The 25,147-nt window shown below is 60.9% G+C and carries 21 protein-coding genes and 1 riboswitch; of the genes, 11 read left to right on the top strand and 10 right to left on the bottom strand.

Features of this window, described 5'->3' with window-relative positions; genetic code table 11:
• Window positions 1-120 precede the first annotated feature (120 nt).
• Entirely contained in the window at window positions 121-1,041 is a 921-nt protein-coding gene (locus H3028_RS14465) for a LysR substrate-binding domain-containing protein (protein ID WP_181298152.1), read from the bottom strand.
• Window positions 1,042-1,188: 147 nt separating this feature from the next.
• Here H3028_RS14465 and H3028_RS14460 point away from each other — a divergent pair, with 147 nt between their 5' ends.
• From H3028_RS14460 to metK, 4 genes are all read left to right on the top strand, one after another.
• Window positions 1,189-2,082, top strand: a complete 894-nt coding sequence (locus H3028_RS14460; RefSeq protein WP_181297786.1) for a TauD/TfdA family dioxygenase — start codon at window positions 1,189-1,191, stop codon at window positions 2,080-2,082.
• Entirely contained in the window at window positions 2,079-2,681 is a 603-nt protein-coding gene (locus H3028_RS14455) for a LysE family translocator (RefSeq protein WP_181297784.1), read from the top strand. The genes H3028_RS14460 and H3028_RS14455 overlap by 4 nt, the downstream gene beginning before the upstream one ends.
• 78 nt (window positions 2,682-2,759) lie before the next feature.
• Window positions 2,760-3,761 carry a metalloregulator ArsR/SmtB family transcription factor gene (locus H3028_RS14450; protein WP_181297782.1) on the top strand — a complete coding sequence of 334 codons (1,002 nt, stop codon included), beginning with the start codon at window positions 2,760-2,762 and terminating at the stop codon, window positions 3,759-3,761.
• A gap of 15 nt (window positions 3,762-3,776) precedes the next feature.
• Complete coding sequence (metK, locus tag H3028_RS14445; protein WP_168422783.1) at window positions 3,777-4,967, top strand: methionine adenosyltransferase; 1,191 nt, start codon at window positions 3,777-3,779, stop codon at window positions 4,965-4,967.
• 87 nt (window positions 4,968-5,054) lie between these two features.
• Here the strand turns inward: metK and H3028_RS14440 are convergent, their stop codons facing one another.
• Both H3028_RS14440 and H3028_RS14435 read right to left on the bottom strand, forming a co-directional pair.
• Complete coding sequence (locus tag H3028_RS14440; RefSeq protein WP_181297780.1) at window positions 5,055-5,816, bottom strand: ABC transporter permease; 762 nt, start codon at window positions 5,814-5,816, stop codon at window positions 5,055-5,057.
• The gene (locus H3028_RS14435; RefSeq protein WP_181297778.1) at window positions 5,813-6,742 is read right to left on the bottom strand and encodes an ABC transporter ATP-binding protein; all 930 of its coding nucleotides are present in this window, start codon (window positions 6,740-6,742) and stop codon (window positions 5,813-5,815) included. Before H3028_RS14435 ends, H3028_RS14440 begins: the two co-directional genes overlap by 4 nt.
• Before the next feature lie 362 nt (window positions 6,743-7,104).
• Here H3028_RS14435 and ligB point away from each other — a divergent pair, with 362 nt between their 5' ends.
• Both ligB and H3028_RS14425 read left to right on the top strand, forming a co-directional pair.
• A complete protein-coding gene (ligB, locus tag H3028_RS14430; protein WP_181297776.1) occupies window positions 7,105-8,775 on the top strand; it encodes an NAD-dependent DNA ligase LigB in 1,671 nt (556 codons plus the stop codon).
• Window positions 8,776-8,831: 56 nt separating this feature from the next.
• Entirely contained in the window at window positions 8,832-9,197 is a 366-nt protein-coding gene (locus H3028_RS14425) for a DUF1090 family protein (protein WP_181297774.1), read from the top strand.
• Between the two features lie 23 nt (window positions 9,198-9,220).
• Here H3028_RS14425 and H3028_RS14420 read toward each other — a convergent pair whose 3' ends face one another.
• Both H3028_RS14420 and H3028_RS14415 read right to left on the bottom strand, forming a co-directional pair.
• Complete coding sequence (locus H3028_RS14420) at window positions 9,221-9,667, bottom strand: cytochrome c (protein ID WP_181297772.1); 447 nt, start codon at window positions 9,665-9,667, stop codon at window positions 9,221-9,223.
• Between the two features lie 72 nt (window positions 9,668-9,739).
• Complete coding sequence (locus tag H3028_RS14415) at window positions 9,740-10,174, bottom strand: hypothetical protein (protein WP_181297770.1); 435 nt, start codon at window positions 10,172-10,174, stop codon at window positions 9,740-9,742.
• 182 nt (window positions 10,175-10,356) lie between these two features.
• Between H3028_RS14415 and H3028_RS14410 the strand changes: the two genes are divergently transcribed.
• The 4 genes from H3028_RS14410 to H3028_RS14395 all read left to right on the top strand — a co-directional run bounded on the left by H3028_RS14410 (window position 10,357) and on the right by H3028_RS14395 (window position 16,297).
• Complete coding sequence (locus tag H3028_RS14410) at window positions 10,357-11,610, top strand: sodium:proton antiporter (protein ID WP_181297768.1); 1,254 nt, start codon at window positions 10,357-10,359, stop codon at window positions 11,608-11,610.
• Window positions 11,611-11,703: 93 nt separating this feature from the next.
• Window positions 11,704-11,855: riboswitch (S-adenosyl-L-homocysteine riboswitch) on the top strand.
• A 23-nt stretch (window positions 11,856-11,878) separates the two neighbouring features.
• Window positions 11,879-13,288 (top strand): adenosylhomocysteinase, encoded by a 1,410-nt coding sequence (gene ahcY / locus H3028_RS14405; RefSeq protein WP_181297766.1) that lies wholly within the window; start codon window positions 11,879-11,881, stop codon window positions 13,286-13,288.
• A gap of 94 nt (window positions 13,289-13,382) precedes the next feature.
• Window positions 13,383-14,231: a methylenetetrahydrofolate reductase [NAD(P)H] gene (gene metF / locus H3028_RS14400; RefSeq protein WP_181297764.1), complete on the top strand. Its 849-nt coding sequence runs from the start codon at window positions 13,383-13,385 to the stop codon at window positions 14,229-14,231.
• Between the two features lie 236 nt (window positions 14,232-14,467).
• The gene (locus H3028_RS14395) at window positions 14,468-16,297 is read left to right on the top strand and encodes a DEAD/DEAH box helicase (RefSeq protein ID WP_181297762.1); all 1,830 of its coding nucleotides are present in this window, start codon (window positions 14,468-14,470) and stop codon (window positions 16,295-16,297) included.
• Window positions 16,298-16,396: 99 nt separating this feature from the next.
• Here the strand turns inward: H3028_RS14395 and adeC are convergent, their stop codons facing one another.
• From adeC to H3028_RS14370, 5 genes are all read right to left on the bottom strand, one after another.
• Window positions 16,397-17,827: an AdeC/AdeK/OprM family multidrug efflux complex outer membrane factor gene (gene adeC / locus H3028_RS14390; protein WP_181297760.1), complete on the bottom strand. Its 1,431-nt coding sequence runs from the start codon at window positions 17,825-17,827 to the stop codon at window positions 16,397-16,399.
• The gene (locus tag H3028_RS14385) at window positions 17,824-20,958 is read right to left on the bottom strand and encodes an efflux RND transporter permease subunit (protein WP_181297758.1); all 3,135 of its coding nucleotides are present in this window, start codon (window positions 20,956-20,958) and stop codon (window positions 17,824-17,826) included. Before H3028_RS14385 ends, adeC begins: the two co-directional genes overlap by 4 nt.
• A 24-nt stretch (window positions 20,959-20,982) precedes the next feature.
• Window positions 20,983-22,110 carry an efflux RND transporter periplasmic adaptor subunit gene (locus tag H3028_RS14380; protein ID WP_181297757.1) on the bottom strand — a complete coding sequence of 376 codons (1,128 nt, stop codon included), beginning with the start codon at window positions 22,108-22,110 and terminating at the stop codon, window positions 20,983-20,985.
• 240 nt (window positions 22,111-22,350) lie between these two features.
• The gene (locus H3028_RS14375; RefSeq protein WP_181297756.1) at window positions 22,351-22,926 is read right to left on the bottom strand and encodes a YceI family protein; all 576 of its coding nucleotides are present in this window, start codon (window positions 22,924-22,926) and stop codon (window positions 22,351-22,353) included.
• 28 nt (window positions 22,927-22,954) lie between these two features.
• Window positions 22,955-23,503: a cytochrome b gene (locus H3028_RS14370; protein ID WP_181297755.1), complete on the bottom strand. Its 549-nt coding sequence runs from the start codon at window positions 23,501-23,503 to the stop codon at window positions 22,955-22,957.
• Window positions 23,504-23,671: 168 nt separating this feature from the next.
• On the opposite strand from H3028_RS14370, the gene H3028_RS14365 reads away from it, so the two are divergent.
• The gene (locus H3028_RS14365) at window positions 23,672-25,078 is read left to right on the top strand and encodes an adenosylmethionine--8-amino-7-oxononanoate transaminase (RefSeq protein ID WP_181297754.1); all 1,407 of its coding nucleotides are present in this window, start codon (window positions 23,672-23,674) and stop codon (window positions 25,076-25,078) included.
• Window positions 25,079-25,147 lie beyond the last annotated feature (69 nt).

Here is a 25,147-nt window from a genome sequence, read left to right as displayed (position 1 = left end):
GCCCACCGGAGCATGCAAGGGCAATGACAGATGCGACCTCCGGTGAATGCTTTTGGCTGGTCTTCAGCGATCCAGTGGGCCTCTGCGGGCATTCCTGCGGCGCATAGGCGGAGGCTCCGTTCAGTCCAGCAGCCGCATGCCCGGTTGCTGGGGCTCTGGCAGGTTCGCCAACAGATGATCCCGCATGCGGGCCAGCATGCTGTGTTCTTCGCTACGCGTGGGCCAGACCAGGTAATAACTGTCGCCGGTGCGCACCGCCGTATCGAACGGCAATGCCAGGGTTCCGCGGCGTAGCTCAGCGCCCACCAGTGCCAGGTCGCCAATGGACACGCCATGGCCCAGCGCCGCGGCCGAGATACCCAGCTCCAGGGTGTCGAACAGCGTGCCCTTGCGCCAGTCCACCGCCTCGCCCAACCCTACCCGCTCCAGCCAACGCCGCCAGTCGCGACAATCGCGCGACGGGTGAATCAATTCAGCAGCGGCTAACGTCTCGGCATCCCAGGGCCTGTCAGTGCAGATCGCGGGAGAACAGACCGGCACCAGCCATTCATCGAACAGCTTTACGCTGCGCCACTCGGCCGGAAAATCACCGTTGCCCAGCAGCACCGCGCAATCGAACGGCTCGCCATAGAAATCCACCTCGTCAAGGTCCATCCAGGCACTGGTCAGGTGCACCCGCCCCTGACGATGTTCGGCATGAAAACCATCAAGCACCTGCAGTAACCAACGCATGGTCAGGGTGGAAGGCGCCTTCAGGCGCAACGCGCCGCCCTGACGGCTGACCGCCACGCAGGCACTCTCGATCAACCGGAAACCGTGTTTGAGGTCCCCTGCCAGCCGCCGACCGGCGTCGGTCAGCGCCAGCCTGGAGCCATGACGCTCGAACAGCTGACAGCCAAGGCTTTCTTCCAGGGTGCGGACATGGCGGCTGATTGCGCTCTGGGTGATGCACAGACTGTTCGCCGCCTGGGTGAACGAGCTGAAACGTGCGGCGGCCTCGAATGCACGTAACGCGTAGAGCGGGGGCAGGCGCAACGTCATGCCCCTAGCCACCAGCATGAGTAAAACTCATCGTACCCGCCCGCATTTTCCATTTTGAAACCCTCCGACACGCACCAATACTCGCTTCGCGGGGTCGGTAGCGAAGCCCTGCCAACCAGGACCCCATTAACAACAGGTAAGGATGATATGTCCAACCCCATCGATGAACTTCTGGCTTCCAGCATCAGCACCGGAGGGCTGAGCCAGACACAGATTGAACAGATTCTCAAATTCAGACTATTCGGAAATCCTCAGGGATTTCTACTGCTGTCAGACATGCCCATCGGCGACATACCGGCTACTCCAGTGTCACGTGAGGCGCTTTGCAAGACGGACGATCGCAGCGAACGTCTGCTACTTCAGGCCACCGCCCTGCTCGGCGAGCCGATCGGCTACGTCCAGGAATCCAATGGCGGCATCGTCAACAATTTCTTTCCGCACCAGACGCAATCGCGCACCGCGACCTCGGACAGCTTCGATACTGAACTCGACCTGCATACCGAGAACGCCTTTCACGCCATCCAACCGGACTACCTCGTCCTTCTCTGCCTACGCCAAGATCCGGCGGCCGAAGCGGTCACCTACGTTGCCTCGATTGAGCGCATTCTCGAGCGCCTGAGCTATGAGCAGCAGGCGTTCTTGCTCAACGAGCCGTACAACTTCTTCTCCGATTACGGCCCGACCGAGAAGAATCAGCGCATCGATATCAACAAGCATCAGACCGTGCTTTATGGCGATCCCAATGCACCTTTCTTTCGTTTCGATCCGCAGTTCATGGTCGCCTACAGCGACCGCGCCCAACGCACTCTCGATGCCCTGCACGGCATCGCCTGGGATGTCGTCGAGCCGGTGCGGCTCAGCTGTGGCGATCTGCTGATCATCGACAACCGTCGCACCGCGCACGCACGCAGCCCCTTCACGGCCCGTTTCGACGGCAGTGACCGCTGGATGCAACGCGCCTTCGCCACCTGCAACCTGCGCTTTTACACGGAAAAGTTGGGCAAACAGTCGCGCATCTTCGAACTGGTAACCGAACTATGAACGCCACCTACCTCGCCTTCACCGCCGCGGTCGCCCTGTTGATTGCCTCCCCCGGGCCAGTCGTCGCGCTGGTGATCGCCGATGCACGGCGCAGCTGGCCGGCCTGGACGATTCTTGGCGGCGTGCTCTCCGCCCAGCTCCTGCTGATCGCAGCATTGGTTCTGATCTACCTGGCGCTGGACCTGGAGCCGATCATTCTTGAGTGGGGCCAGGTGCTCGGTGGCCTTTATCTGATTTGGCTCGGCGCGGATGGCCTGTGCGGGGGCAACGATGCAAAGCCGCACCTACCACGGTCGCATGTCCATTACTTCTGGCGCGCCATGGCGGTCGGCCTGTCGAACCCCAAGGACATTCTGTTCTTTCTCGCCTTCCTGCCGGGCTTCATTCTCCCCGCTCAGCCGTTCGCACCTCAGGCTGCAGCACTGATCGTCATCTGGGCGCTGGTCGATGTGACGATTCTGATTGCCTACAGCCTGGTCTCGCGAAAGCTGTCCAGCCACGAGCGGCTGCAGCAACTGCTTGATCTGCTGCCGAATTTTTTCCTTCTCGCCCTTGGATTGGTGTCCTGTGGCATGGGCATTACCAGCTTGGTCAACTAATTGCCGGCCCATTCAATATCAAAACTTTTTGATACAGCCATTGCTGGACGAAAAGTGACCGACTAGACTGCGCGGCCTATGAGCCTGCGCATTCCCCAGATTTCCTTCGATGACAGCGATCAGCTCGCCGCCCTGTGCAAGGCCGGCGGCGATGCGCTGCGTCTGAATGTGCTGCGGGCGCTGGCCAACGATTCGTTCGGTGTGCTCGAGCTGGCGCAGATCTTCGCCACAGGACAATCCGGTATCAGTCACCACTTGAAGGTGCTGACCCAGGCCGGCCTGCTGGCGACCCGACGCGAAGGCAATGCGATCTTCTACCGCCGAGCCCTGCCCCAGGGCGACAGCCTTGGTGGCAAACTGCACGCCGCCCTGCTGGAGGAAGTCGACCAGTTGAGCCTGCCGCTCGACGTGCAGGCACGAATCGCGGCGGTGCATGCCCAGCGCAGCGCGGCCAGCGAAGATTTCTTCGCACGCATGGCCGGCAGCTTCCAGGCCCGCCAAGACCTGATCGCCGGGCTGCCGCAATATCGCGATAGCGTAGTGGCGCTGCTCGATGCGCTGAATTTCGCGCCCACGGCGACAGCGCTCGAAGTCGGGCCGGGGGATGGCAGCTTTCTGCCCGAGCTGGCGCACCGATTCGCGAGGGTGGTGGCGGTCGATAACAGCCCAGCAATGCTTGAGCTGGCACGCACACGCTGCGAGCAAGCAGCACTGAACAATGTCGAGCTGAAACTCGCCGACGCGTTGCAGGACGAATGTCCTTCAGCCGATTGCGTCGTATTGAACATGGTTCTGCATCACCTGGCAGCGCCGGGCGAAGCAATGAAGCAACTGACACGGCTGGTGAACGTGGGCGGCAGTCTGCTGATCACCGAGTTGTGCAGCCACAACCAGAGTTGGGCCAGGGAGGCCTGCGGCGATCTCTGGTTGGGCTTCGAACAGGACGATCTGGCCCGTTGGGCCGATGCCGCGGGGCTCACGCCCGGCGAGAGCCTCTACATTGGCTTGAAGAACGGTTTTCAGATCCAGGCCCGGTACTTTTCCCGGCCCACCACTGACAGCCGACTCACCCACCGGTAATTTAGGAACCGATAGATGAGCGAATACTCGATTTTCACCTCCGAGTCCGTGTCCGAAGGGCACCCGGACAAGATCGCCGACCAGATCTCCGATGCGGTGCTGGACGCCATCATCGCCGAGGACAAACACGCCCGTGTGGCCTGTGAAACCCTGGTCAAGACCGGCGTTGCGATCGTTGCCGGCGAAGTCACCACCAGCGCCTGGGTCGACCTCGAGCAGTTGGTGCGCGACGTTATCATCGACATCGGCTACAACAGCTCCGAAGTCGGCTTCGATGGCGCCACCTGCGGCATCATCAACATCATCGGCAAGCAGTCGGTGGACATCGCCCAGGGCGTCGACCGCACCAAGCCGGAAGACCAGGGTGCCGGCGACCAGGGCTTGATGTTCGGCTACGCCAGCAACGAGACCGACGTCTTGATGCCCGCCCCGATCCGCTTCTCCCACGCATTGGTCGAGCGCCAGGCCGAAGCGCGCAAGAACGGCCTGCTGCCGTGGCTGCGCCCAGACGCCAAGAGCCAGGTCACCTGCCGTTACGAAGGCGGCAAGGTTGTCGGCATCGACGCCATCGTGCTCTCCACCCAGCACAACCCTGAGGTCAAGCATGCCGACCTGCAGGAAGCGGTGATGGAGCTGATCGTCAAACACGTGATCCCGGCCGAACTGCTGCACAAAGACACCCAGTTCCACATCAACCCGACCGGCCAGTTCATCATCGGCGGCCCGGTAGGTGACTGCGGCCTGACCGGACGCAAGATCATCGTCGACACCTACGGCGGCATGGCCCGTCACGGCGGCGGCGCCTTCTCCGGCAAGGACCCGTCCAAGGTCGACCGCTCCGCTGCCTACGCGGGCCGCTACGTGGCGAAGAACATCGTCGCCGCAGGTCTTGCCGAGCGCTGCGAGATCCAGGTTTCCTACGCCATTGGCGTCGCACAACCGACTTCGATTTCGATCAACACCTTCGGCACCGGCAAGCTCAGCGATGAAAAGATCGTTGCGCTGGTTCGTGAGCATTTCGATCTGCGCCCGTACGCGATCACCACCATGCTCGACTTGCTGCACCCGATGTACAAAGCCACCGCGGCCTACGGCCACTTCGGTCGCGATCCCTATGAAATGACGGTCGGTGGCGACACCTTCACCGCCTTCACCTGGGAAAAGACCGACAAGGCCGACGCCCTGCGCGCGGCTGCTGGCCTGTAAGTACAGACCGCAGCAAAAAGCCCCGCCAGCGCAGAGCTGAGCGGGGCTTTTTTTGCGATGAGTACGTAGCCGTACGACGGACCAGGCTCAGTTCTTCAACCGGTAACCCGTCTTGAAGATCCACCAGATCAAGCCCAAACACAGCGCCAGGAAGCCCAGCGTCATGACCAGGCTGATGCCGACGTTAACGTCGGATACCCCATAAAAGCTCCAGCGAAACCCGCTGATCAGGTACACCACTGGATTGAACAAAGTGACCTTCTGCCACAGCGGCGGAAGCATTTCGATGGAATAGAAGCTACCGCCCAGAAAGGCCAGCGGCATGACGATCAGTGACGGGACGATCTGCAGCTTTTCCCAACCGTCCGCCCAGATGCCGATGATGAAACCGAACAGGCAGAAGGTCACCGCCGTCAGCACCAGGAACAGCGCCATCACCCACGGGTGGGCAATTTCGTAATCGACGAACAATCGAGCGGTCAGCAGAATCACCAGCCCCAGGATGATCGACTTGGTCGCCGCCGCACCGACATAGCCGATGACGATCTCAAAGTACGAGACCGGCGCCGACAACACCTCGTAGATCGTCCCTGAATAACGCGGCATGTAGATACCGAACGAGGCGTTAGAGATGCTTTCGGTCAACAGCGCCATCATGATCAGGCCGGGGATGATGAACGCGCCGTAAGGGATGCCATGCATCGCCTCCATACGCGAACCAATGGCCGAGCCGAACACCACGAAGTACAGCGAAGTTGAGATTACCGGTGTAGCGATGCTCTGCAACAGCGTGCGCCAGGTGCGCGCCAGCTCGAACAGGTAGATGGCGCGGATTGCATGGAAATTCATGTGCGGCTGCCCTTTACCAGACTGACGAAGATTTCTTCCAGCGAACTCTGACTCGATTGCAGATCCTTGAAATCGATGCCGTGCTCGGCGAGACGCCTGAGCAGGTCGGCGATACCGGTGTCCTCGTGCTGAGCATCGAAGGTGAACACCAGCTGGTTGCCGGAATCGACCAGCTCCAGCGGATACCCGGCCAGCTCGCTCGGAATCTCCGCCAGCGACCGCTGCAGATGTAGAGTCAGTTGCTTCTTGCCGAGCTTGTGCATCAGCACCTGCTTGTCCTCGACCAGGATGATCTCGCCCTTGCTGATCACCCCGATGCGGTCGGCCATTTCCTCGGCCTCTTCGATGTAGTGCGTGGTGAGGATGATGGTCACCCCGCGCTCGCGCAGGCCGCGCACCATCTCCCACATGTCGCGCCGCAGCTCGACGTCGACGCCAGCGGTGGGTTCGTCGAGAAACAGGATGCTCGGTTCGTGCGACAGCGCCTTGGCAATCATCACACGGCGTTTCATCCCACCGGATAGCTCGATGATCCGTGCGCTCTTCTTGTCCCACAGCGATAGATCACGCAAAAGCTTTTCCAGATAAGCATCATCCGGTGCCTTGCCGAACAGCCCGCGGGAAAAGCGCACCGTGGCCCAGACGCTTTCGAAGCCTTCATTGAATAGCTCCTGCGGCACCAGCCCGATCTTCGAACGGGCTTCGCGGTAGTCGCTGATGATGTCGAAGCCGTCGACCATTACCCGCCCGCTACCCGGGTTGACGATGCCACAGATGATGCTGATTAGCGTGGTCTTGCCTGCCCCATTGGGGCCCAGCAGGGCGAAGATTTCGCCTTGGCGGATCTGCAGGTCGATCTGTTTGAGCGCCGGATGCCCTGACGCGTAGGTCTTGCTCAGCTGTTCGATGGAGATCACGGGCTGCACGGATGAAACGCTCCTCAAAACATTGGCTGACGATTGTACGACGCAGTTGGTTAGCTCACTAATCGATGCGGTTGATACCGATCATGCAGCCGACACTGGCTACAGAGAGCCGCCGGTGATGGCTCGGCCGCCTATAATCGCCGGCGCATTGGGCACAACACTGCTCCGTTAAGCCTGCGGATGATTTTTCGATGACATCCGGTTCTGGCCGCGACGGGCGGACATGGTTCACCCGAGCGAGATCCCTGCGTACGGTGAATTGATGCGGCGGTCTCTCCGGAGTGGCTCAACATGCGCCAGCGCACGGCCGCGTCAGGCACAGCGAGGCAGAATGGTGCTCCCCAACGAGCAAGGATGCTCCCATGCAAGGTTCGATCGCATTCATATTTTCTCTGTTCTCCGCCGTCAGCCTGGCCAGCTGCCCCGATTGGAACGACCGTCACGCCGCTGAAGAAATCGCCGGCCTCCAGCAGCAACTGAGCACCTGGGACGATGCCTACCATCGGCGCGGTATATCCCTGATCGATGACGAGCTGTACGACCAGTCACGACAGCAGCTGGAGCATTGGCAGACCTGCTTTCCGCGTATCCCATCGAGTGCCACGGACCCGCTCGGCAGTAGCACTGGGCCGGTCGCGCATCCCATCGCCCAAACCGGTCTCGTGAAACTGGCCGACACCGCCGCCGTACAAGCCTGGATCGGATCTCGAGAAGACCTCTGGATTCAGCCGAAAGTCGACGGTATCGCGGTCACGTTGCATTACCGGAACGGGCGCCTGAGCCAGGCGATCAGCCGTGGCAATGGCAGTCATGGACAGGATTGGACCGAACGGGCCAGGCAACTGCCGGCAATACCGCAGCATTTGCCGGGCCATGACGAACTGATCCTGCAAGGCGAGCTTTACTGGCGCCTCAATGCGCATATCCAGGCAACGGCTGGTAGCGCGGGTGCACGCAGCAAGGTCGCAGGTGCCATGGCTCGACAGGAGGTCGACGAGACCACAGCGGCACGAATCGGTCTGTTTGTCTGGGACTGGCCCAACGGGCCGGCAGAAATGCAGCCGCGCCTGGATGGCCTGGCTGCCCTTGGCTTCAGCGCAAGCGCGGAGCTGACCCAGCCGATCATCAGCCCACAGCAAGCCGAGCGCTGGCGCGAACACTGGTATCGCCGGCCACTGCCCTTCGCCACGGACGGCGTGGTGCTGCGCCAGGGTACACGGCCGAACGGCAAACGCTGGCAAGCCCAGCCACCGCACTGGGCGGCAGCCTGGAAATATCCGCTGCGCACCGCGCTGACACAGGTCAGGCAAGTGCAGTTCACGATCGGGCGAAGTGGGCGGATCACGCCAGTATTGCAGCTGGAGCCGGTCCGGCTCGATGGTCGACGCATCACTCGCGTCAGCCTCGGTTCTGTCGCGCGTTGGCGTGCAGACGACGTCCTGCCCGGCGATCAGGTCGCGATCACCCTAGCCGGGCTGACGATTCCGCAGCTCGATGCGGTTGTCCGGCGAGCGCAGCGACGAGGCGAGATCGAAGCGCCCAACCCCGCCGACTACCATTGGCAGAGCTGCTGGCGCGCCACTCCGGACTGCAGTCAGCAGTTCATCGCACGTCTGACCTGGTTGAGTGGCAACAAAGGGCTGGATCTGCCGGGAATGGGACCGGGCACGTGGAAAACACTGGTCGATGCGGGCGCGTTGACTGAACTGCTCGGCTGGCTGAACCTGGACGAAGCCCGACTTCAACAGATACCCGGCATCGGCCAGATCCGCGCCGAAGCGTTGGTGGCCAGCTATCGGCTGGCTCGTGGGCGCACATTCGGCGCCTGGCTGCAGGCGATCGGTTTACCGCCAAGCGGCGATGCCACCATCGCGGCGGACTGGGACACCCTGGCAGCGAGAAGCGCCGCACAATGGCAGGCTGAGCCGGGAATCGGCGCCGCGCGAGCACGTCAGTTGCACGCATTCTTTAGAGTGCCAGAGGTCGTCAAGTTGCGCGATCAACTACGCAGGGCGGGGATCGCCGGGTTCTGACGGCACTTAGCCGGCTCAACCCAGTCAGAACAACAACAATAAGAAAAGGAGTACCCATGTTCCGGCGAAGCATTCTTTTGCTGTTTTTCAGCTTCTGCAGCGCGCAGGCATCGATTGCTGCACCCGACGCCTGCCGCGACGCCCGCAAGACGCTCGGCGAACAGATCCAGGATGCTCGCCTCAAGGGTGACGACAGTCACCGAATAGCGCTTGAAGAACGCTTGAAAAACCTCAACGAACGCTGCCGTGGCATGATCCCGATACACCCTAATCATGCCGAGATTGAGCAGGCGACCCGCCTGGCCAGCGAGCGCGAAGCGCAGTTGCGCGAAGCGCTCGGAACGGGCGATGCCCAGATGATCGAGCTGGGCAAGCGACGCCTGGACCATGCACGTAAGCAGCTGGAAGCAGCCAAGCGCTGATCAGCCGCCGCTTCGGGCTGATATCAATACGCTCGGAATTCTTTATGGCAGGTTTCGCAGGCATCTTCCACGCGCTGGAAGGCCGGCGCGACGCTGTCGGCAGTCACGGGCGCCTGAGTCGTCACGGCAACCAGTGCCGCAGTGTGCGCCTCTAGCTCTCGAGCCATCTGGTTGAAGCGCTCCTGCTGCTGCCAGACGTCTTCGCGGGCATCGCTCTGTTCTTCCTTGACCTCAGGATAGTGCTGCCAGGGTTGCCGCGACAGCTCGTCCAGCTTTGCCGCGCCGTTGACGAAACCCTGCGGGTCGAACGCCAGACGCCCACGCAGCATGCCTCCCAGGTCTTCCTTGGTATCGAGCATCTCCTGATAGATGGCCTTGCGCTTGCCGAGCGGTGAGTTGGGGTCGATGCGGTCGCAGCCGACCAATGCAAGGGCGGCGACCAGCGACACACTCAACGGGAACAGTTTCATGGCTCGACCACTCGGAAGTACAACGGCCCGCGATTATCCCTGCAAGCGGTCGTTTCACCAAACGCCTCGGGGCTACTGCCACCATTCACCGCCGGCGCTTTCACAATCGATCTTGGTCTGCGCACGATCACTGGACTGGTAATGGTAGGTGACTATCCGAGCATCCTTGGGGACGGTGGTCGGCAAGGTGCCGTTATCCGCCTGCGAACCAGTGGCACGCTCGTTGGCGAGGGTTGCAGGTGTAAGCGCTGCGGTGCAGATGCCAAAATGACCAGCTGGACAGCTATCCCGGATTTCCCGATGGGAATTCTTGATCGCTTCGTTGTCCTGGCATACCCAGTCGATGGCGTCGTCTTTCACGCCTTGATATTCGAAGCATTTTTCCGTCGCCACAGGCGGCGGAACCGCACCGGAGGTTTCGGCACTGACATAGCAGGAATTGGCGGCAGCCGGCAGGGTAAAGGCGGCAGCTAGGGCAAGCAGAACGCAACGGAACAAGAAATTCATGTTGGCGGCTCCTGAGTCATGCGCCCGGCGAGATTCACCGAACCTGTTTGTTGTGACCGTTCTCGTGCGGGCTGAGTTCTGCCACCGCCGGACATACGCCCGGCCGGCGTTCGCGTCGGCACCAATCTGTTCGCTGACGGGTCCACTCTGCATTCGACACTGAAACTCGACTCGGGGATCGCATGCTTGAACTCTCGGCCATATTTATCAGCCTCACTGCGCTACTCGCCTACGTCAATTACCGTTTCATAGGGCTTCCACCCACGATCGGGGTCATGGCCACGGCCCTGGCGTTCTCCCTTTTGCTGCATGGGTTGACCATGCTGGGGTTGCCGGCGCTCGAAGCGCAGATCGAAGCGCTAGTAGGGCGCATCGACTTCAACCACCTGCTGATGGACGGCATGCTGTCGTTCCTGTTGTTTGCCGGCGCCCTGCACATCAACCTGTCCGATCTGCGCGCTCGTCGCTGGGCGATCGGTCTGCTGGCGACCATCGGCGTCTTGTTCTCCACCACCGTGATCGGCTTCGGCAGCTGGTGGATTCTCGATCTGTTCGGACTGCAACCGCCACTGATCTACTGCCTGTTGTTCGGCGCGCTCATCTCCCCCACCGACCCGATTGCAGTGCTGGGCATCATGCGTTCAGCCGGTGCGCCGAAGACGCTGGAGACCACAATCGTCGGCGAATCACTCTTTAATGATGGCGTCGCGGTGGTGGTATTCACCGTGCTGCTGGGCGTGCTGGCCAGAGGTGAAGCGCCGGGCGCCGGCGAAGCGGTCTGGCTGTTCGTCGAGGAAGCCGGCGGAGGCATGCTGCTCGGCGCACTGCTCGGCGCAATGACCTTCGCCCTGCTGAAAAGCATCGATCAGTATCAGATCGAGGTGCTGTTGACGCTGGCCCTGGTTCTGGGCGGCTATACACTGGCGACGCACCTGCACATATCCGGCCCGATCGCCATGGTTGTAGCCGGGCTGATTATCGGCAATCAGGGCCGTAGTCACGCCATGTCCGAGCACACCCGGGAGAACCTCGACAATTTCTGGGAGCTGCTCGACGAGATTCTCAACGCTGTGCTTTTCGTACTGATCGGCATGGAGCTGGTGCTGCTGCCCTTCAGCGCGCAATACCTGCTGATTGCCCTGTGCGTCACGCTGCTGATACTCGCCACGCGTCTGGTGGCGGTCGGCCCGCCAGCGCTGCTGCTACGCAGGCTCGGCCGAGCCCTACCTAACGGCACCGTGCGCATCCTCACCTGGGGTGGGCTGCGTGGCGGCATCTCGGTTGCTCTAGTCCTGGCGCTGCCGGCCAGCGAAGAGCGCAACCTGTTACTCAACATCACCTATCTGGTGGTGCTCTTTTCGATCCTCGTACAGGGCCTGAGCATCGGCCGCCTGGTACAGCGGATCTGCATCCGCGACAGCGCCTACCAGCCCTGACGGACTGCGCTGCGCCGGACTTGGGATTGGCTGCGGTCACAGCTATAATCGCCGGGCTTCACACCGCCGACACTGTTCGGCCGTGCCCGCCACCTGTCCGAGGGGCGCTGCAGCAGGTATGAAACCTGTTTCGGATCTTGCAAGCCACGCGAGCTACCTGACGCGGCGCAGCAGATTCAAATCAGGCTTCACCTGTCAGGCTCGGATGGGGCGTTAACCATACGCATCAACGGCGCCCATTCGCACAAAACGAATGGAGAACTCTTCAATGAGCGCTGTCATGACGCCTGCCGGTTTCAACGATTTCAAGGTCGCCGACATTTCCCTGGCCGCTTGGGGCCGTCGCGAAATCATCATCGCCGAATCCGAAATGCCCGCCCTGATGGGTCTGCGCCACAAGTACGCTGGTGAGCAGCCGCTCAAAGGCGCGAAAATCCTCGGCTGCATCCACATGACCATCCAGACCGCTGTACTGATCGAGACGCTGACCGTCCTCGGCGCCGAAGTACGTTGGTCCAGCTGCAACATCTTCTCCACCCAGGATCAGGCGGCCGCAGCCATCGCCGCCGCCGGTATCCCGGTATTTGCCTGGAAAGGCGAGACCGAAGAAGAATACGAATGGTGCATCGAGCAGACCATCCTCAAGGACGGCCAGCCGTGGGACGCCAATATGATCCTCGACGATGGTGGCGACCTGACTCAGATCCTGCATGACAAATATCCGCAAGTGCTCGAGTGCGTGCATGGCGTCACCGAAGAAACCACCACCGGCGTGCATCGCCTGCAGGACATGCTGAAGAAAGGCACCCTGAAGATCCCGGCGATCAACGTCAACGACTCGGTCACCAAGAGCAAGAACGACAACAAGTACGGTTGCCGCCACAGCCTCAACGACGCAATCAAGCGTGCCACTGACCACCTGCTGTCCGGCAAGCAGGCACTGGTGATTGGCTATGGCGACGTGGGCAAGGGCTCGGCGCAGTCGCTGCGCCAGGAAGGCATGATCGTCAAAATCTCCGAAGTCGATCCCATCTGCGCCATGCAGGCCTGCATGGACGGCTTCGAACTGGTCTCTCCATACAAGGACGGCCTCAACGACGGCACCGATGGCTGCATCGACACCGCGCTGCTGGGCAAGATCGACCTGATCGTCACCACCACCGGCAACGCCAACGTCTGCGATGCCGGCATGCTCAAGGGTCTGAAGAAGCGCGCCGTGGTGTGCAATATCGGTCACTTCGACAACGAGATCGACACCGCCTTCATGCGCAAGAACTGGGCGTGGGAAGAGGTCAAGCCGCAGGTGCACAAGATCCACCGCACCGGCCCGGGCAGCTTCGATGCAAACAACGGCGACTACCTGATTCTGCTGGCTGAAGGTCGTCTGGTGAACCTGGGCAACGCCACGGGCCACCCGAGCCGGATCATGGACGGCTCGTTCGCCAACCAGGTGCTGGCACAGATCCACCTGTTCAATGAAAAGTTCGCCGATCTGCCGGTGATCGAAAAGACCAAGAACGTCACCGTGATGGTCTTGCCGAAGAAGCTCGACGAGGAAGTCGCTGCCGAAATGGTCAAAGGCTTCGGTGGCGTCATCACCCGTCTGACGCCGACCCAGGCCGAGTACATTGGCGTGGAAGTCGAAGGTCCGTTCAAGCCGGATAGCTATCGCTACTAAGAGCAGCCTCGAGCTGAAAGCTATAAGCTGCAAGCCGCACAGTGCGGGCTTGCAGCTTTCGTCTCGATGCTTGCCGCTAAAGGAATCTCCAACAATGACGTCTCCCCGCCCCTCCATCAGCTTCGAGTTCTTTCCTACCAAGACCGAAGCCGGGCACGAAAAACTGCTGGCCACTGCACGCAAGCTGGCCGAATACAAACCCGATTTTTTCTCCTGCACCTACGGCGCCGGTGGTTCGACCCGCGACCGCACACTGAACACTGTGCTGCAACTCGACGGCGATGTGAAGGTGCCCACCGCACCGCACCTCTCCTGTGTCGGCGATAGCAAACAGGAACTGCGCGAGCTGCTGAACCTGTACAAGAACGCCGGCATCAAGCGCATCGTTGCGCTGCGCGGCGATTTACCATCCGGCATGGGCATGGCCAGCGGCGAGCTGCGCTACGCCAATGAATTGGTCGAGTTCATTCGCGCCGAAACGGGCGATCATTTCCACATCGAAATCGCGGCTTATCCGGAGATGCATCCGCAGGCGCGCAACTTCGAGGCGGACCTGGCCAACTTCGTGCGTAAGGCCAAGGCCGGCGCGGACAGTGCCATCACCCAGTATTTCTTCAACGCCGACTGCTACTTCTACTTCGTCGAGCGGGTGCGCAAGCTAGGCGTGCAGACGCCGATCGTCCCGGGCATCATGCCGATCACCAACTACAGCAAGCTCGCGCGATTCTCTGACGCCTGTGGTGCCGAGATTCCGCGCTGGGTTCGCAAGCAGCTAGAGTCCTATGGTGATGACATGGAAAGCATCCAGGCCTTCGGCGAACAGGTAATCAGCGAGATGTGCGAAAAGCTGCTGACCGGTGGTGCGCCGGGATTGCACTTCTATACGCTGAACCAGGCCGAGCCCAGCTTGGCCATCTGGAACAACCTCAAGCTGGCCCGCTGAACCATCGATCCAGCTCCCTGCGAAAACAGGGAGCTGGCCAATGAACCTGCGAACTGCCACACTGTCCTACCAATGCGGCGTTAACAGGCTCTGTTATACTCCGCGCTTCCGCCAGGTTTACGCCCGGATGCCAGCATCTTTCAATGCGGCAGGACCGGACGGGATCGCACGCCAGTCGCGATTCAAACCAGGCATGACCATCCCAGGGCCGCGCCCTACACAAGACAGGATTTCTCATGTCCTTTGCTTCCCTCGGTCTCTCCGAGGCTTTGGCCGGTGCCGTCGAGGCCGCCGGTTATACCCAGCCTACACCCGTGCAACAGCGGGCCATTCCCGCCGTGTTGCAAGGACGCGACCTGATGGTCGCAGCACAGACGGGCACCGGCAAAACCGGTGGTTTTGCTCTCCCCGTACTGGAAATTCTCTTCCCGGGCGGCCATCCCGACCGCGAGCATCGCCACGGCCCGCGCCAACCGCGCGTGCTGGTGCTGACGCCAACGCGCGAACTCGCCGCCCAGGTACACGACAGCTTCAAGCTCTACGCCCGCGATCTGCCACTGAAAAGCGCGGTGATCTTCGGCGGCGTCGGCATGAACCCGCAGGTCCAGGCGCTGGCCAAAGGCGTTGACGTACTGGTTGCCTGCCCGGGTCGACTGCTCGACCTGGCTAACCAGAAGGCCATCGACCTTTCCCATGTGGAAATTCTGGTCCTTGATGAAGCCGACCGCATGCTCGACATGGGCTTCATTCACGACGTCAAGAAGGTGCTGGCCAAGCTGCCAACCAAGCGCCAGAACCTGCTGTTCTCGGCAACCTTCTCCAAGGACATCACCGACCTTGCCGGCAAACTGCTGCACGAACCGGAGAAGATCCAGGTCACGCCGCCGAACACCACGGTCGAACGCATCGAGCAGCGCGTATTCCGCCTGGCTGCCTCGCACAAACGTGCCCTGCTGGCCCACCTGATCACCCAGGGTGCCTGGGAACAGGTGCTGGTGTTCACCCGCACCAAGCATGGCGCCAATCGCCTCGCCGAGTACCTCGACAAGCATGGCCTGCCGGCGGTCGCGATTCATGGCAACAAGAGCCAGAACGCGCGTACCAAGGCGTTGGCCGACTTCAAGGCCAACCAGGTACGTATCCTGGTCGCCACCGATATCGCCGCGCGCGGCCTGGATATCGATCAGTTGCCCCATGTGGTCAACTTCGAGCTGCCGAATGTCGAGGAAGACTACGTACACCGTATCGGTCGTACCGGCCGTGCCGGACGCAGCGGTGAGGCCATCTCGCTGGTGGCACCCGACGAGGAAAAGCTGCTCAAAGGCATCGAGCGGATGACCAAGCAGAAGATCCCGGACGGGGATCTGATGGGCTTCGATGCCAGCACCATCGAGGCGGAAAAGCCGGAAGTGCGCGAGCCACGTCAGCCGCGCCCGCCTCGCAACGGCGAACGCAAGCCCCGCGCCACCAAGACCGCTGAAACGAGCAGTGAACCGAAAGAGCGTGAGCGCAATCGCCGTGGCCGGAACAAGCCACGCAGCACCAACACCAGTACCAGTACCGGTACCAGCCAGAGCTCAGCAGCGCCCGGCACCGCCGCAGCACCGGCCAGCCGTCCGCCGCGCCTGCCCAACGATCGTGATCCCGAAGTGTTTCTGGATGACGAGCTGGACAACTTCGGCAACCGCGTTGATTACGTCAGCCCTTACCAAAAGCAGAACCGTGGCCGCCGTCCGGGCGCTCCCGCTCAACCAGGCACCAGCCAGCCGCGCACTGCTGCGGCAAATCCTCGTGGCGCTGGCGCCTCGACAGGCAGCGCGGGTCAGGGCAAAGGCAAGCGGCAGGGCCAGCCCCGCGGTAGCCAGCCTCGACGCAAGAACGAAGGCCGTCGGAACGACCGCGACGACGGCGCCCGCCAGGAGGTCGCCGCCAAACCGAAGGAAAAGCAGCCGGTGATCATCCACAAGGAATCGAAGCTCGATCGATTACCGAGTGTTGAGCAGCTGGACCAGCTACCAAGCAAGCCTCGTAGCGAAAAACCAGCCTTGCTCACCCGCAATCGCTGAGTCGTAAAGCCCAACGAAAACGCCGCCCTCAAAGGCGGCGTTTTTGTTGGTGCAGCTCCAGCAGGTATAGCGAGCGGCGATACCTGCCGATAACGGCTGTCAGCCTTCGCTGGGAATCGGCTCGGCTTGCGCGTCCCAACCGCCACCCAGCGCCTTGAATAGATCGACCTCGCTGATCATCTGCGCCAAACGATCGCCGATGTACTGCTGCTTCACCTCGAACAGCTGGCGTTGGGCATCGAGCAGGGTCAGGTAGCTGTCCACGCCGGTTCGGTAACGCCGTTCTGCCAACCGGAAGTAGTCTTCGCTCGTCTCCAGCAAATCGCGCTGCGCCTGCACCTGGCGGGTATAGGTCGCCTGCGCAGCCAGACCATCGGCTACCTCGCGAAATGCTGTCTGGATAGCCTGCTCGTACTGGGCGACCTGAATGTTGCGGCTAATTTCGGCGTAGTCGAGATTGGCGCGCAATTGGCCGGCATTGAAAATCGGCACACTGATGCTCGGCGAGAAGTTCCAGTAGCTGGAGCCGCCGTCAAACAGACCGGAGAGCTCGCTGCTCGCCGTGCCTGCTGCGCCCGTCAGACTAATACGTGGAAAGAATGCAGCTCGTGCCGCGCCAATATTGGCATTCGCCGCCCTGAGCTGATGCTCGGTCCGAAGGATATCCGGACGCTTGTGGAGCAGGTCGGATGGCAGGCCAATGGGCAGCGCCGCCAACTGCTCGCGCTCCAGTTCGCCAGCCGCCGGCAGATTGCCAGGAACGTTCTGCCCGAGAAGCAGGGCCAGGGCGTTGCGATCCTGGGCCACCTGACGCGTGTACTGCTCGATGCGAACCCGCGCAGTGTCCACGGCACTTCGCGCCTGGCTCAGCTCGAGCGCTGAAGCGACGCCCACGTCGAAGCTGTGCTGCGTCAAGCCGAAGCTCTCCTCGTATGTCTTCAGCGTGTCGCGGCTGACCTGCAGCAACGCCTGGTCAGCCTGCAACGTCAGCCAGGCGCTGGCGACGCTGGCGATCAGGCTGATCTGGGTGCTGCGCTGCGCCGCTTCGGTGGCGAAGTATTCCTGCAGCGCCTGCTCGCGCAAACTGTCGAGACGACCGAAGAGATCCAACTCCCAGGATACGCCGAGCGTCGCACTGTACTGGCTATTGATCGCGCTTTGCCCGGTCTGATTGAGATCCCCTGGCGTGCGGGTGCGGCTACCGGCGCCATCGGCACTCACGGCGGGCAGCAGGTCGGCTCGCTGGATACGATACAGCGCCCGATAGGCGTCAACGTTGAGCGCCGCGACACGCAGATCACGGTTGTTTTCCAACGCCACGCCAATTAGCTGGCGCAGCGCGGGGTCACGGAAAAACGCCTCCCAGCCCAAGTCCATTTGCTGCCCCTGGCTTGCACCGGAAGCGTACTCATAGGCTTCGCCTTTCGGCCAACTGGCCGCTGTCGGCGCGTCCGGACGCTGGTATTCGGGAATCAGGGAACAGCCGCTCAGCGCTGCCATCAGTGCCAGGGCCAATACCGACTTGTTCATTGTGAATCTCCCTTAGGTTCTTCGACGGTTTTTCTACGATCACCGATCGAGGACACCAGAACATAGAACAGCGGCACCCAGAAGATCACCAGCAGGGTCGCAGTGATCATTCCGCCGATTACACCGGTACCGATGGCATGCGAGCTGCCGGCACCCGCACCGCTCGCCAGCGCTAGTGGTACCACGCCAAGGGTAAAGGCCAGCGAGGTCATGACGATAGGACGCAAACGCATCCGGCAGGCCTGGACTGCCGCATCGAAGCGACTCATGCCTTGCTCGTGCAGGTCCTTGGCGAACTCGACGATCAGGATCGCGTTCTTCGCAGTCAAGCCGATGGTTGTCAGCAGACCAACCTGGAAGAACACATCGTTGGATAAACCGCGGCCGAGGGTGGCAAGCAGCGCACCGATCACCCCCAGCGGCACCACGAGCATGACCGCGAATGGAATCGACCAGCTCTCGTAGAGCGCCGCAAGGCAGAGGAAAACAACCAGCAAGGACAACGCGTAGAGCGCCGGCGCCTGGTCACCAGAGAGCCGTTCTTCGTACGACAGCCCGGTCCAGGAGATACCCACGCCCGGCGGCAGCTGTTGGGCCAGCTCCTCCACCGCCGCCATCGCCTCACCGGAGCTGTATCCCGGCGCAGCCTGACCCATGATTTCCATCGCCGACACACCGTTGTAGCGCGACAGCTTGGGTGACCCATAAACCCACTCACCGCTGGCGAATGCGCTGAACGGCACCATTTCTCCCTCGTCGTTGCGTACGTACCATTTCTGAAAGTCTTCTGGATTCATTCGCGCAGACGCCTCGCCCTGCATGTAAACCTTCTTCACGCGGCCGCGGTCGATGAAGTCGTTCACATAACTCGAGCCCCAGCCAATCGACAACGTGTTGTTGATTGCCGCGAGCGACACGCCAAGCACCCGAGCCTTCTCATCGTCGATCTGCAGCTGATACTGCGGCTCGTCATTGAGGCCGTTCGGTCGCACCGCCGTCAGCGCCGGATGCTGCGCAGCAAGCCCGAGGAACTGGTTGCGCGCATTCATCAGCACGTCGTGGCCGACACCGGCGCGGTCCTGCAGGTAGAAGTTGAAACCGGTTGCGTTGCCGAGCTCCATGACGGCAGGCGGCGCAAAGGCAAAGACCATGGCATCGCGAAACGTACCAAAGTGCCGCTGAGCACGCTGCGCCAGAGACGCTACGTCCTGGCCCTCTGCCGTGCGCTCGCTCCAGGGCTTCAGGCCGATGAAGGCCATTGCAGAGTTCTGCCCGCGTCCGGCGAAGTTGAAACCAGTCACCGTGAAGACCGACTGGACCACGTCGGACTCCTCTTTCAACAGATACTCACGCATCGCATCGACGGTTTGCTGAGTACGCTCGGCGGTTGACCCCGCCGGCGTCTGGACCTGGGCGAAGAGCACGCCCTGGTCTTCGTCGGGCAGAAAGGAGGTTGGCAGCTTGGTAAATAGAACAGCCATGGCGGCAACAATGCCTGCGTATAACAACAGGTAGGGAATCTTGCGCTTGAGAACGCTACGCACACCCTTCTCGTAGCCGCCGACGCCCCGATCGAAGGTTCGGTTGAACCAGCCGAAGAAGCCACGCTTCTCGTGATGATGCCCCTTCGGAATAGGCTTGAGCAGCGTGGCACAGAGCGCTGGCGTGAAGATCAGCGCCACCAGCACCGAAAGCGTCATGGCCGAGGCAATGGTGATCGCGAACTGCCTGTAGATCACGCCGGTCGAGCCACCGAAGAACGCCATCGGTACGAACACCGCGGAAAGCACCAGACCGATACCCACCAACGCGCCCTGGATCTGAGTCATCGACTTGCGTGTTGCTTCGAGCGGTGACAAACCTTCTTCGGCCATCACCCGCTCGACGTTTTCCACAACCACGATGGCATCGTCCACCAGCAGGCCGATCGCCAACACCATTGCGAACATGGTCAGCGTATTGACGCTGAATCCGAACGCTGCAAGAACGCCGAACGTGCCCAGCAGCACAACCGGTACGGCCAGCGTCGGGATCAGCGTGGCACGAAAGTTCTGCAGGAACAGGTACATCACCAGAAAAACCAGGACGATCGCTTCGAACAGGGTATGCACGACGCCAGTAATCGATGCCGAGACCACTGGGGAAGTGTCATACGGGTAAACCACTTCCATGCCTGGAGGAAAGAACGGCTCCAGCTCGGCGATCGTCGCGCGTACGGCCTCGGCGGTGTTCAGCGCATTCGCCCCGGTTGCCAACTTGATGGCGATTGCCGATGCGGGCTTACCGTTATACAGCGCGCTGATGGCCGAGCTCTGCTCCGCCAGCTCGACCCGTGCAACGTCGCCCAGGCGTACTTGGGAGCCGTCATTGTTGACTTTGAGCAGGATGTCGCGGAACTGGTCCGGTGTCTGCAGACGGGTTTTGCCGATGATGGTCGCGCTGAGCTGCTGCCCTGGGACGGCTGGTAATCCACCGAACTGCCCGCCGGAAACCTGCACGTTCTGCGCTCGAATCGCATCACCGACGTCGACTGGGGTAAGGGCAAAATTGTTCAGCTTCGCCGGATCGAGCCAGATCCGCATGGCATATTGCGAGCCGAAAACCTGGAAATCGCCGACCCCGGCCGTACGGGAAATCGGGTCCTGGATGTTCGATACGATGTAATCGGAGAGGTCACCTCGGCGCATGCTGCCGTCAGTGGACACCACACCGATCACCATAAGGAAGTTACGCACTGCCTTGGTGACGCGGATACCTTGCTGCTGGACTTCCTGCGGCAGCAGCGGAGTAGCCAGCTGCAACTTGTTTTGCACCTGCACCTGCGCGATGTCCGGGTCAGTGCCTTGCTCAAAGGTCACCGTGATACTCATGCTGCCGTCCGAGTTGCTTTCCGACGACATGTAGCGCAACCCGTCGATGCCGTTCAGTTGCTGTTCGATCACCTGAACCACAGTGTCCTGCACGGTCTGCGCAGACGCGCCCGGGTAGTTAACCTGAATGCCCACCGCTGGAGGCGCAATGCTCGGGTACTGGTTGACCGGCAAACCAAGGATCGCAAGCCCCCCGGCAAGCATGATCACCAAGGCGATGACCCAAGCAAAAATGGGACGATCGATGAAAAATCTAGACATTGGATGGTTATCCTTGGCTCAGCCTTACTGGGCGTTTGGCTGGGCAGACGCAACGTTGGAAGCCGGTACGGCTTTGACTTCAACACCAGGCCGAATGAATTGCAGGCCCTCGGTGATCAGACGATCCCCAGCGTTCAGGCCTTCATTGATCAGCCAGCGGTTTCCAACGGTCCGCGAGGCCACCACCTGGCGAAGCTCGACCTGATTGCCGGCGTTGACGACGAGGGCGGTCGCATTGCCATTTGGCGTACGGGTGATGCCCTGCTGCGGTGCTAGGATCGCGGCACTTCTCACGCCGGCCACCAGCTGTGCATGGACGAACATGCCTGGGAGCAGCATTTTGTCAGGGTTGGGAAACACGGCGCGGAGCACCACCGAACCGGTGCTGGCATCTACCGATACTTCCGAGAACTCAAGCTTGCCCTCGTGAGGGTATTCACTGCCGTCTTCCAGGGTCAGCGTCACCTTGGCTGCGTTCTCGCCGGCTTTTTCCAGCCGCCCTTCGGCCAAGTCACGGCGCAGATTGAGCAGTTCCCGGGCCGGCTGAGTCACATCGACATAGATCGGGTCGAGCTGCTGGATGACCGCCAGCTCTTGCACCTGGCCGTTATTGACCAGCGCTCCTTCGGTAATCGCCGAGCGACCTATACGTCCGGATATAGGCGCCAGGACCTTGGTGTAGCGCACGTTGATACGCGCCTGCTCGAGGTTGGCTTCGGCTTGCAGGCTGGCTGCCCGAGCTTCTTCGTAAGCCTGCTTGCTGACCGCCTGCTCTTCGACCAGTAGCGCATAACGATCGGCCAACGATTTGGTGGATGCCAGGCTGGCCTGGGCGCTCTTGTATGCAGCCTGATAGACCGAGTCGTCAATTTGATAGAGCTGCTGCCCCGCTTTGACATCGCTACCTTCGGTAAACAGCCGCTTCTGAATGATGCCGTCCACCTGGGGACGCACTTCGGCGATGCGATAGGGTTGCGCCCGTCCGGGAAGCTCGGTAGTCAGGGCGAAAGGCTCAGCCTCGAGCGTCACCACTCCGACCTGGGGCATTTCCTGAGCGGCAGGTGCCGCGGGCTCTTTTTTCTCACAGCCGCTGAGCAGGGTTACCACCGCGAAAAGGGAGATCAGAGCAGCACCGGCTGACTTGATGGGCATGAATAGAACCTCGTTGAACGGGCAAACCAAGGGAGCGCACGCCCCTGGCCAGATACGGATGGCAGAATGCAGCGAATGTTCTTACATGCACGACTGTTTGTAAATAGCCAAGGGCTCAAACTGGGCTCTGCCCTGCGTATTACAGCGGACATACCGTGCTTCAATCCGCGCCTGTCCTGCCGCTCGGAGGCGGAAAACAAAACGCCGGCTTGCGCCGGCGTTCCTTGTTCGCGTAATGCCTTACTGGCGGACGCCTTCAACCGAGATGATCAGATCGACGGTTTGCGATGCTGGCCCCAGGTCCATCTTGATATCGAAATCTTTCAGATTCAGCGTCGTGGCGCCTTCGAAACCGGCGCGATAACCGCCCCAGGGATCCTTACCTTCACCAATGAACTTGGCCGCGATCACCACCGGCTTGGTCACACCATTGAGAGTCAGATCACCGGTGATATCAGCGGTACCTTCACCCGTCGACTTCACCGAAGTGGATTTGAAGGTGGCAGTTGGATGCTCTGAGACGTTGAGGAAATCGTCGCTGCGCAGATGCTTGTCGCGCTCGGCATGGTTGGAATCGACACTGGCGGTTTGCAACGTCACGTTGACTTCACTGGCTTCAGGCTGGGCCGCATCAAAACTGAAGCTGCCGTCGAAGTCCTTGAACGTACCCCACAGCCAGCTATAACCGAGGTGGCTGATCTTGAAATTGACGAAGGCGTGCTGGCCTTTCTTATCGATCGCATAGTCGGCGGCGGCGGCTTGTCCTGCGAACAGCATCGAGCCTAGGGCGAGTGCAGCAAAGGTTTTTTTTAACATCTGTGGTCTCCTTGGGATAATTAATACTTCAAGCGCGGCCGAGCATTCGTTTGAGCGTCGAATCGTGATCGATGAAATGGTGTTTCAGCGCCGCCAGAGCATGCACGCCGGAAAGAATCACCAAGGCCCACGCGAGGTATTCATGGACCAGGCCGGCGATGTCCTCTTGGTTCGGTATCGAAGTCACCAAGGCAGGCACTTCGAACCAACCAAAGACGCTGATCGCGCGGCCATCTGCAGTGGAAATCAAGTAGCCGGAAATCATCACGGCGAACAGGCCCAGATAAAGAAGCCCGTGCCCGGCCTTGGTAGCCAAACGCGTCGCCCGGCCATGGCTTGCCAGCGGCGCCGGACCCTGACTGACAAACCTCCAGATGATTCGCAGCATCATCAACCCCAACAGCAGCAAGCCGATGCTCTTGTGAACATCCGGTGCGGTGCGGTACCAGCTGCTGTAGTAGGTCAGGCCTACCATCCAGTAACCCAACGCGAACAGCCCGACCACGGCAATTGCCACTAGCCAGTGCATCAAAATGCTGATCAGGCCGTAGTTGTTCGAAGAGTTTCGCCAACGCATGGAAAAGGTCCGAAATTAAGTCCAACAAGCCTAACGACTAACAGATCGAATTGGATCGCATTTTTTTGTTTCAATCTATCGACCAGGCAGATATGTCCGCCAGCGGTAAAGCGCTGCCGACGAGTTCTGCTAGGCTGCGCCGGTTTCCATTCACGCAAAGGAGCGACCATGAGCCTGAACGACAGCTGGATGCAGCGCGACCTCTCGGTACTCTGGCATCCGTGTACCCAGATGAAGGACCACGAGCAGCTTCCGCTGATCCCGATACGACGCGGCGAGGGCGTCTGGCTCGAGGACTTCGACGGCAAGCGTTATCTGGATGCGGTCAGTTCATGGTGGGTCAATGTGTTTGGTCATGCCAACCCACGAATCAATCAGCGCATCAAGGATCAGCTCGATCAGCTGGAACACGTAATGCTCGCCGGTTTCAGTCATCAGCCGGTAGTCGAGCTTTCCGAGCGACTGGTACAGATCACACCTGCCGGCCTCGATCGGGTGTTTTACACCGATAACGGTTCGACCGGCATCGAGGTTGCGCTGAAGATGAGCTTCCATTACTGGCGCAACATCGGGCAACCGAACAAACAGCGTTTCGTCACCCTGACCAACAGCTATCATGGCGAAACCGTGGCGGCCATGTCAGTGGGCGACGTCGCACTGTTTACCGATACCTACAAGCCACTGCTGCTGGACACATTCAAGGTCCCTAGCCCGGATTGCTACCTGCGCCCCGACGGCATGAGCTGGGAAGCTCATTCGCGCAATATGTTCGCCCATATGGAGCAGACTCTGGCCGAGCATCATGATGAGGTCGCCGCAGTGATCGTTGAGCCGCTGATACAAGGCGCCGGCGGCATGCGCATGTATCACCCGGTCTACCTCAAGCTGCTGCGCGAGGCTTGTGATCGCTACGATGTACACCTGATCCACGACGAGATCGCCGTCGGCTTCGGCCGTACCGGAACCATGTTCGCCTGCGAACAGGCGGGTATCACGCCGGACTTCCTCTGCCTGTCCAAGGCGCTCACCGGTGGTTACCTGCCGATGGCCGCCGTGTTGACGACCGACAACTTGTATCAAGCGTTCTATGACGACTACTCGACCTTGCGCGCCTTCCTGCATTCGCACACCTATACCGGCAATCCGTTGGCCTGCGCTGCGGCGTTGGCGACCCTGGACATATTCGAGCAGGACAACGTCATCGAAGCCAACAAGGTGCTGGCCGCGCGAATGACGAAAGCCACCGCGCTCCTCAGCGACCATCCGCAGGTGGCCGAGGTGCGCCAGACAGGCATGGCCGTTGCGATCGAGATGGTGCAAGACAAGGCCAGCAAGACCCCTTATCCGTGGCAGGAGCGCCGCGGGCTCAAGGTCTACCAGCACGCCCTGCAACGTGGCGCCCTGTTACGCCCATTGGGCAGCGTGGTGTATTTCCTGCCGCCCTATACCATCACCGAAGAGCAGATCGACTTCCTCGCCGAGGTCGCCACCGAAGGCATCGATATCGCAACGCGCGCATCCGTCAGCGTCGCAGTGACGCCAGGAGCGCCCAGCGATTTTCGTGATCCCGGTTAGCGCAGGTCCGGACTGCGGGGCTTCAGGGGCTGTGGCCAACGTTATAGACTGCCGCCTCATTTCTCGACC

The sequence above is a fragment of the Pseudomonas sp. Q2-TVG4-2 genome, assembly GCF_013620795.1.
In the GTDB taxonomy this organism is placed as follows: domain Bacteria; phylum Pseudomonadota; class Gammaproteobacteria; order Pseudomonadales; family Pseudomonadaceae; genus Stutzerimonas.
The sequence above is the reverse complement of the archived record's forward strand: the minus strand, read 5'-3'. Positions and strand labels throughout refer to the sequence as shown.

Coding starts and splice junctions, on each gene's coding strand:
- H3028_RS14465 (WP_181298152.1), bottom strand. CDS start 1,041: ATGACGTTGCGCCTGCCCCCGCTCTACGCGTTACGTGCATTCGAGGCC.
- H3028_RS14460 (WP_181297786.1), top strand. CDS start 1,189: ATGTCCAACCCCATCGATGAACTTCTGGCTTCCAGCATCAGCACCGGA.
- H3028_RS14455 (WP_181297784.1), top strand. CDS start 2,079: ATGAACGCCACCTACCTCGCCTTCACCGCCGCGGTCGCCCTGTTGATT.
- H3028_RS14450 (WP_181297782.1), top strand. CDS start 2,760: ATGAGCCTGCGCATTCCCCAGATTTCCTTCGATGACAGCGATCAGCTC.
- metK (WP_168422783.1), top strand. CDS start 3,777: ATGAGCGAATACTCGATTTTCACCTCCGAGTCCGTGTCCGAAGGGCAC.
- H3028_RS14440 (WP_181297780.1), bottom strand. CDS start 5,816: ATGAATTTCCATGCAATCCGCGCCATCTACCTGTTCGAGCTGGCGCGC.
- ligB (WP_181297776.1), top strand. CDS start 7,105: ATGCAAGGTTCGATCGCATTCATATTTTCTCTGTTCTCCGCCGTCAGC.
- H3028_RS14425 (WP_181297774.1), top strand. CDS start 8,832: ATGTTCCGGCGAAGCATTCTTTTGCTGTTTTTCAGCTTCTGCAGCGCG.
- H3028_RS14420 (WP_181297772.1), bottom strand. CDS start 9,667: ATGAAACTGTTCCCGTTGAGTGTGTCGCTGGTCGCCGCCCTTGCATTG.
- H3028_RS14415 (WP_181297770.1), bottom strand. CDS start 10,174: ATGAATTTCTTGTTCCGTTGCGTTCTGCTTGCCCTAGCTGCCGCCTTT.
- H3028_RS14410 (WP_181297768.1), top strand. CDS start 10,357: ATGCTTGAACTCTCGGCCATATTTATCAGCCTCACTGCGCTACTCGCC.
- ahcY (WP_181297766.1), top strand. CDS start 11,879: ATGAGCGCTGTCATGACGCCTGCCGGTTTCAACGATTTCAAGGTCGCC.
- metF (WP_181297764.1), top strand. CDS start 13,383: ATGACGTCTCCCCGCCCCTCCATCAGCTTCGAGTTCTTTCCTACCAAG.
- H3028_RS14395 (WP_181297762.1), top strand. CDS start 14,468: ATGTCCTTTGCTTCCCTCGGTCTCTCCGAGGCTTTGGCCGGTGCCGTC.
- adeC (WP_181297760.1), bottom strand. CDS start 17,827: ATGAACAAGTCGGTATTGGCCCTGGCACTGATGGCAGCGCTGAGCGGC.
- H3028_RS14385 (WP_181297758.1), bottom strand. CDS start 20,958: ATGTCTAGATTTTTCATCGATCGTCCCATTTTTGCTTGGGTCATCGCC.
- H3028_RS14380 (WP_181297757.1), bottom strand. CDS start 22,110: ATGCCCATCAAGTCAGCCGGTGCTGCTCTGATCTCCCTTTTCGCGGTG.
- H3028_RS14375 (WP_181297756.1), bottom strand. CDS start 22,926: ATGTTAAAAAAAACCTTTGCTGCACTCGCCCTAGGCTCGATGCTGTTC.
- H3028_RS14370 (WP_181297755.1), bottom strand. CDS start 23,503: ATGCGTTGGCGAAACTCTTCGAACAACTACGGCCTGATCAGCATTTTG.
- H3028_RS14365 (WP_181297754.1), top strand. CDS start 23,672: ATGAGCCTGAACGACAGCTGGATGCAGCGCGACCTCTCGGTACTCTGG.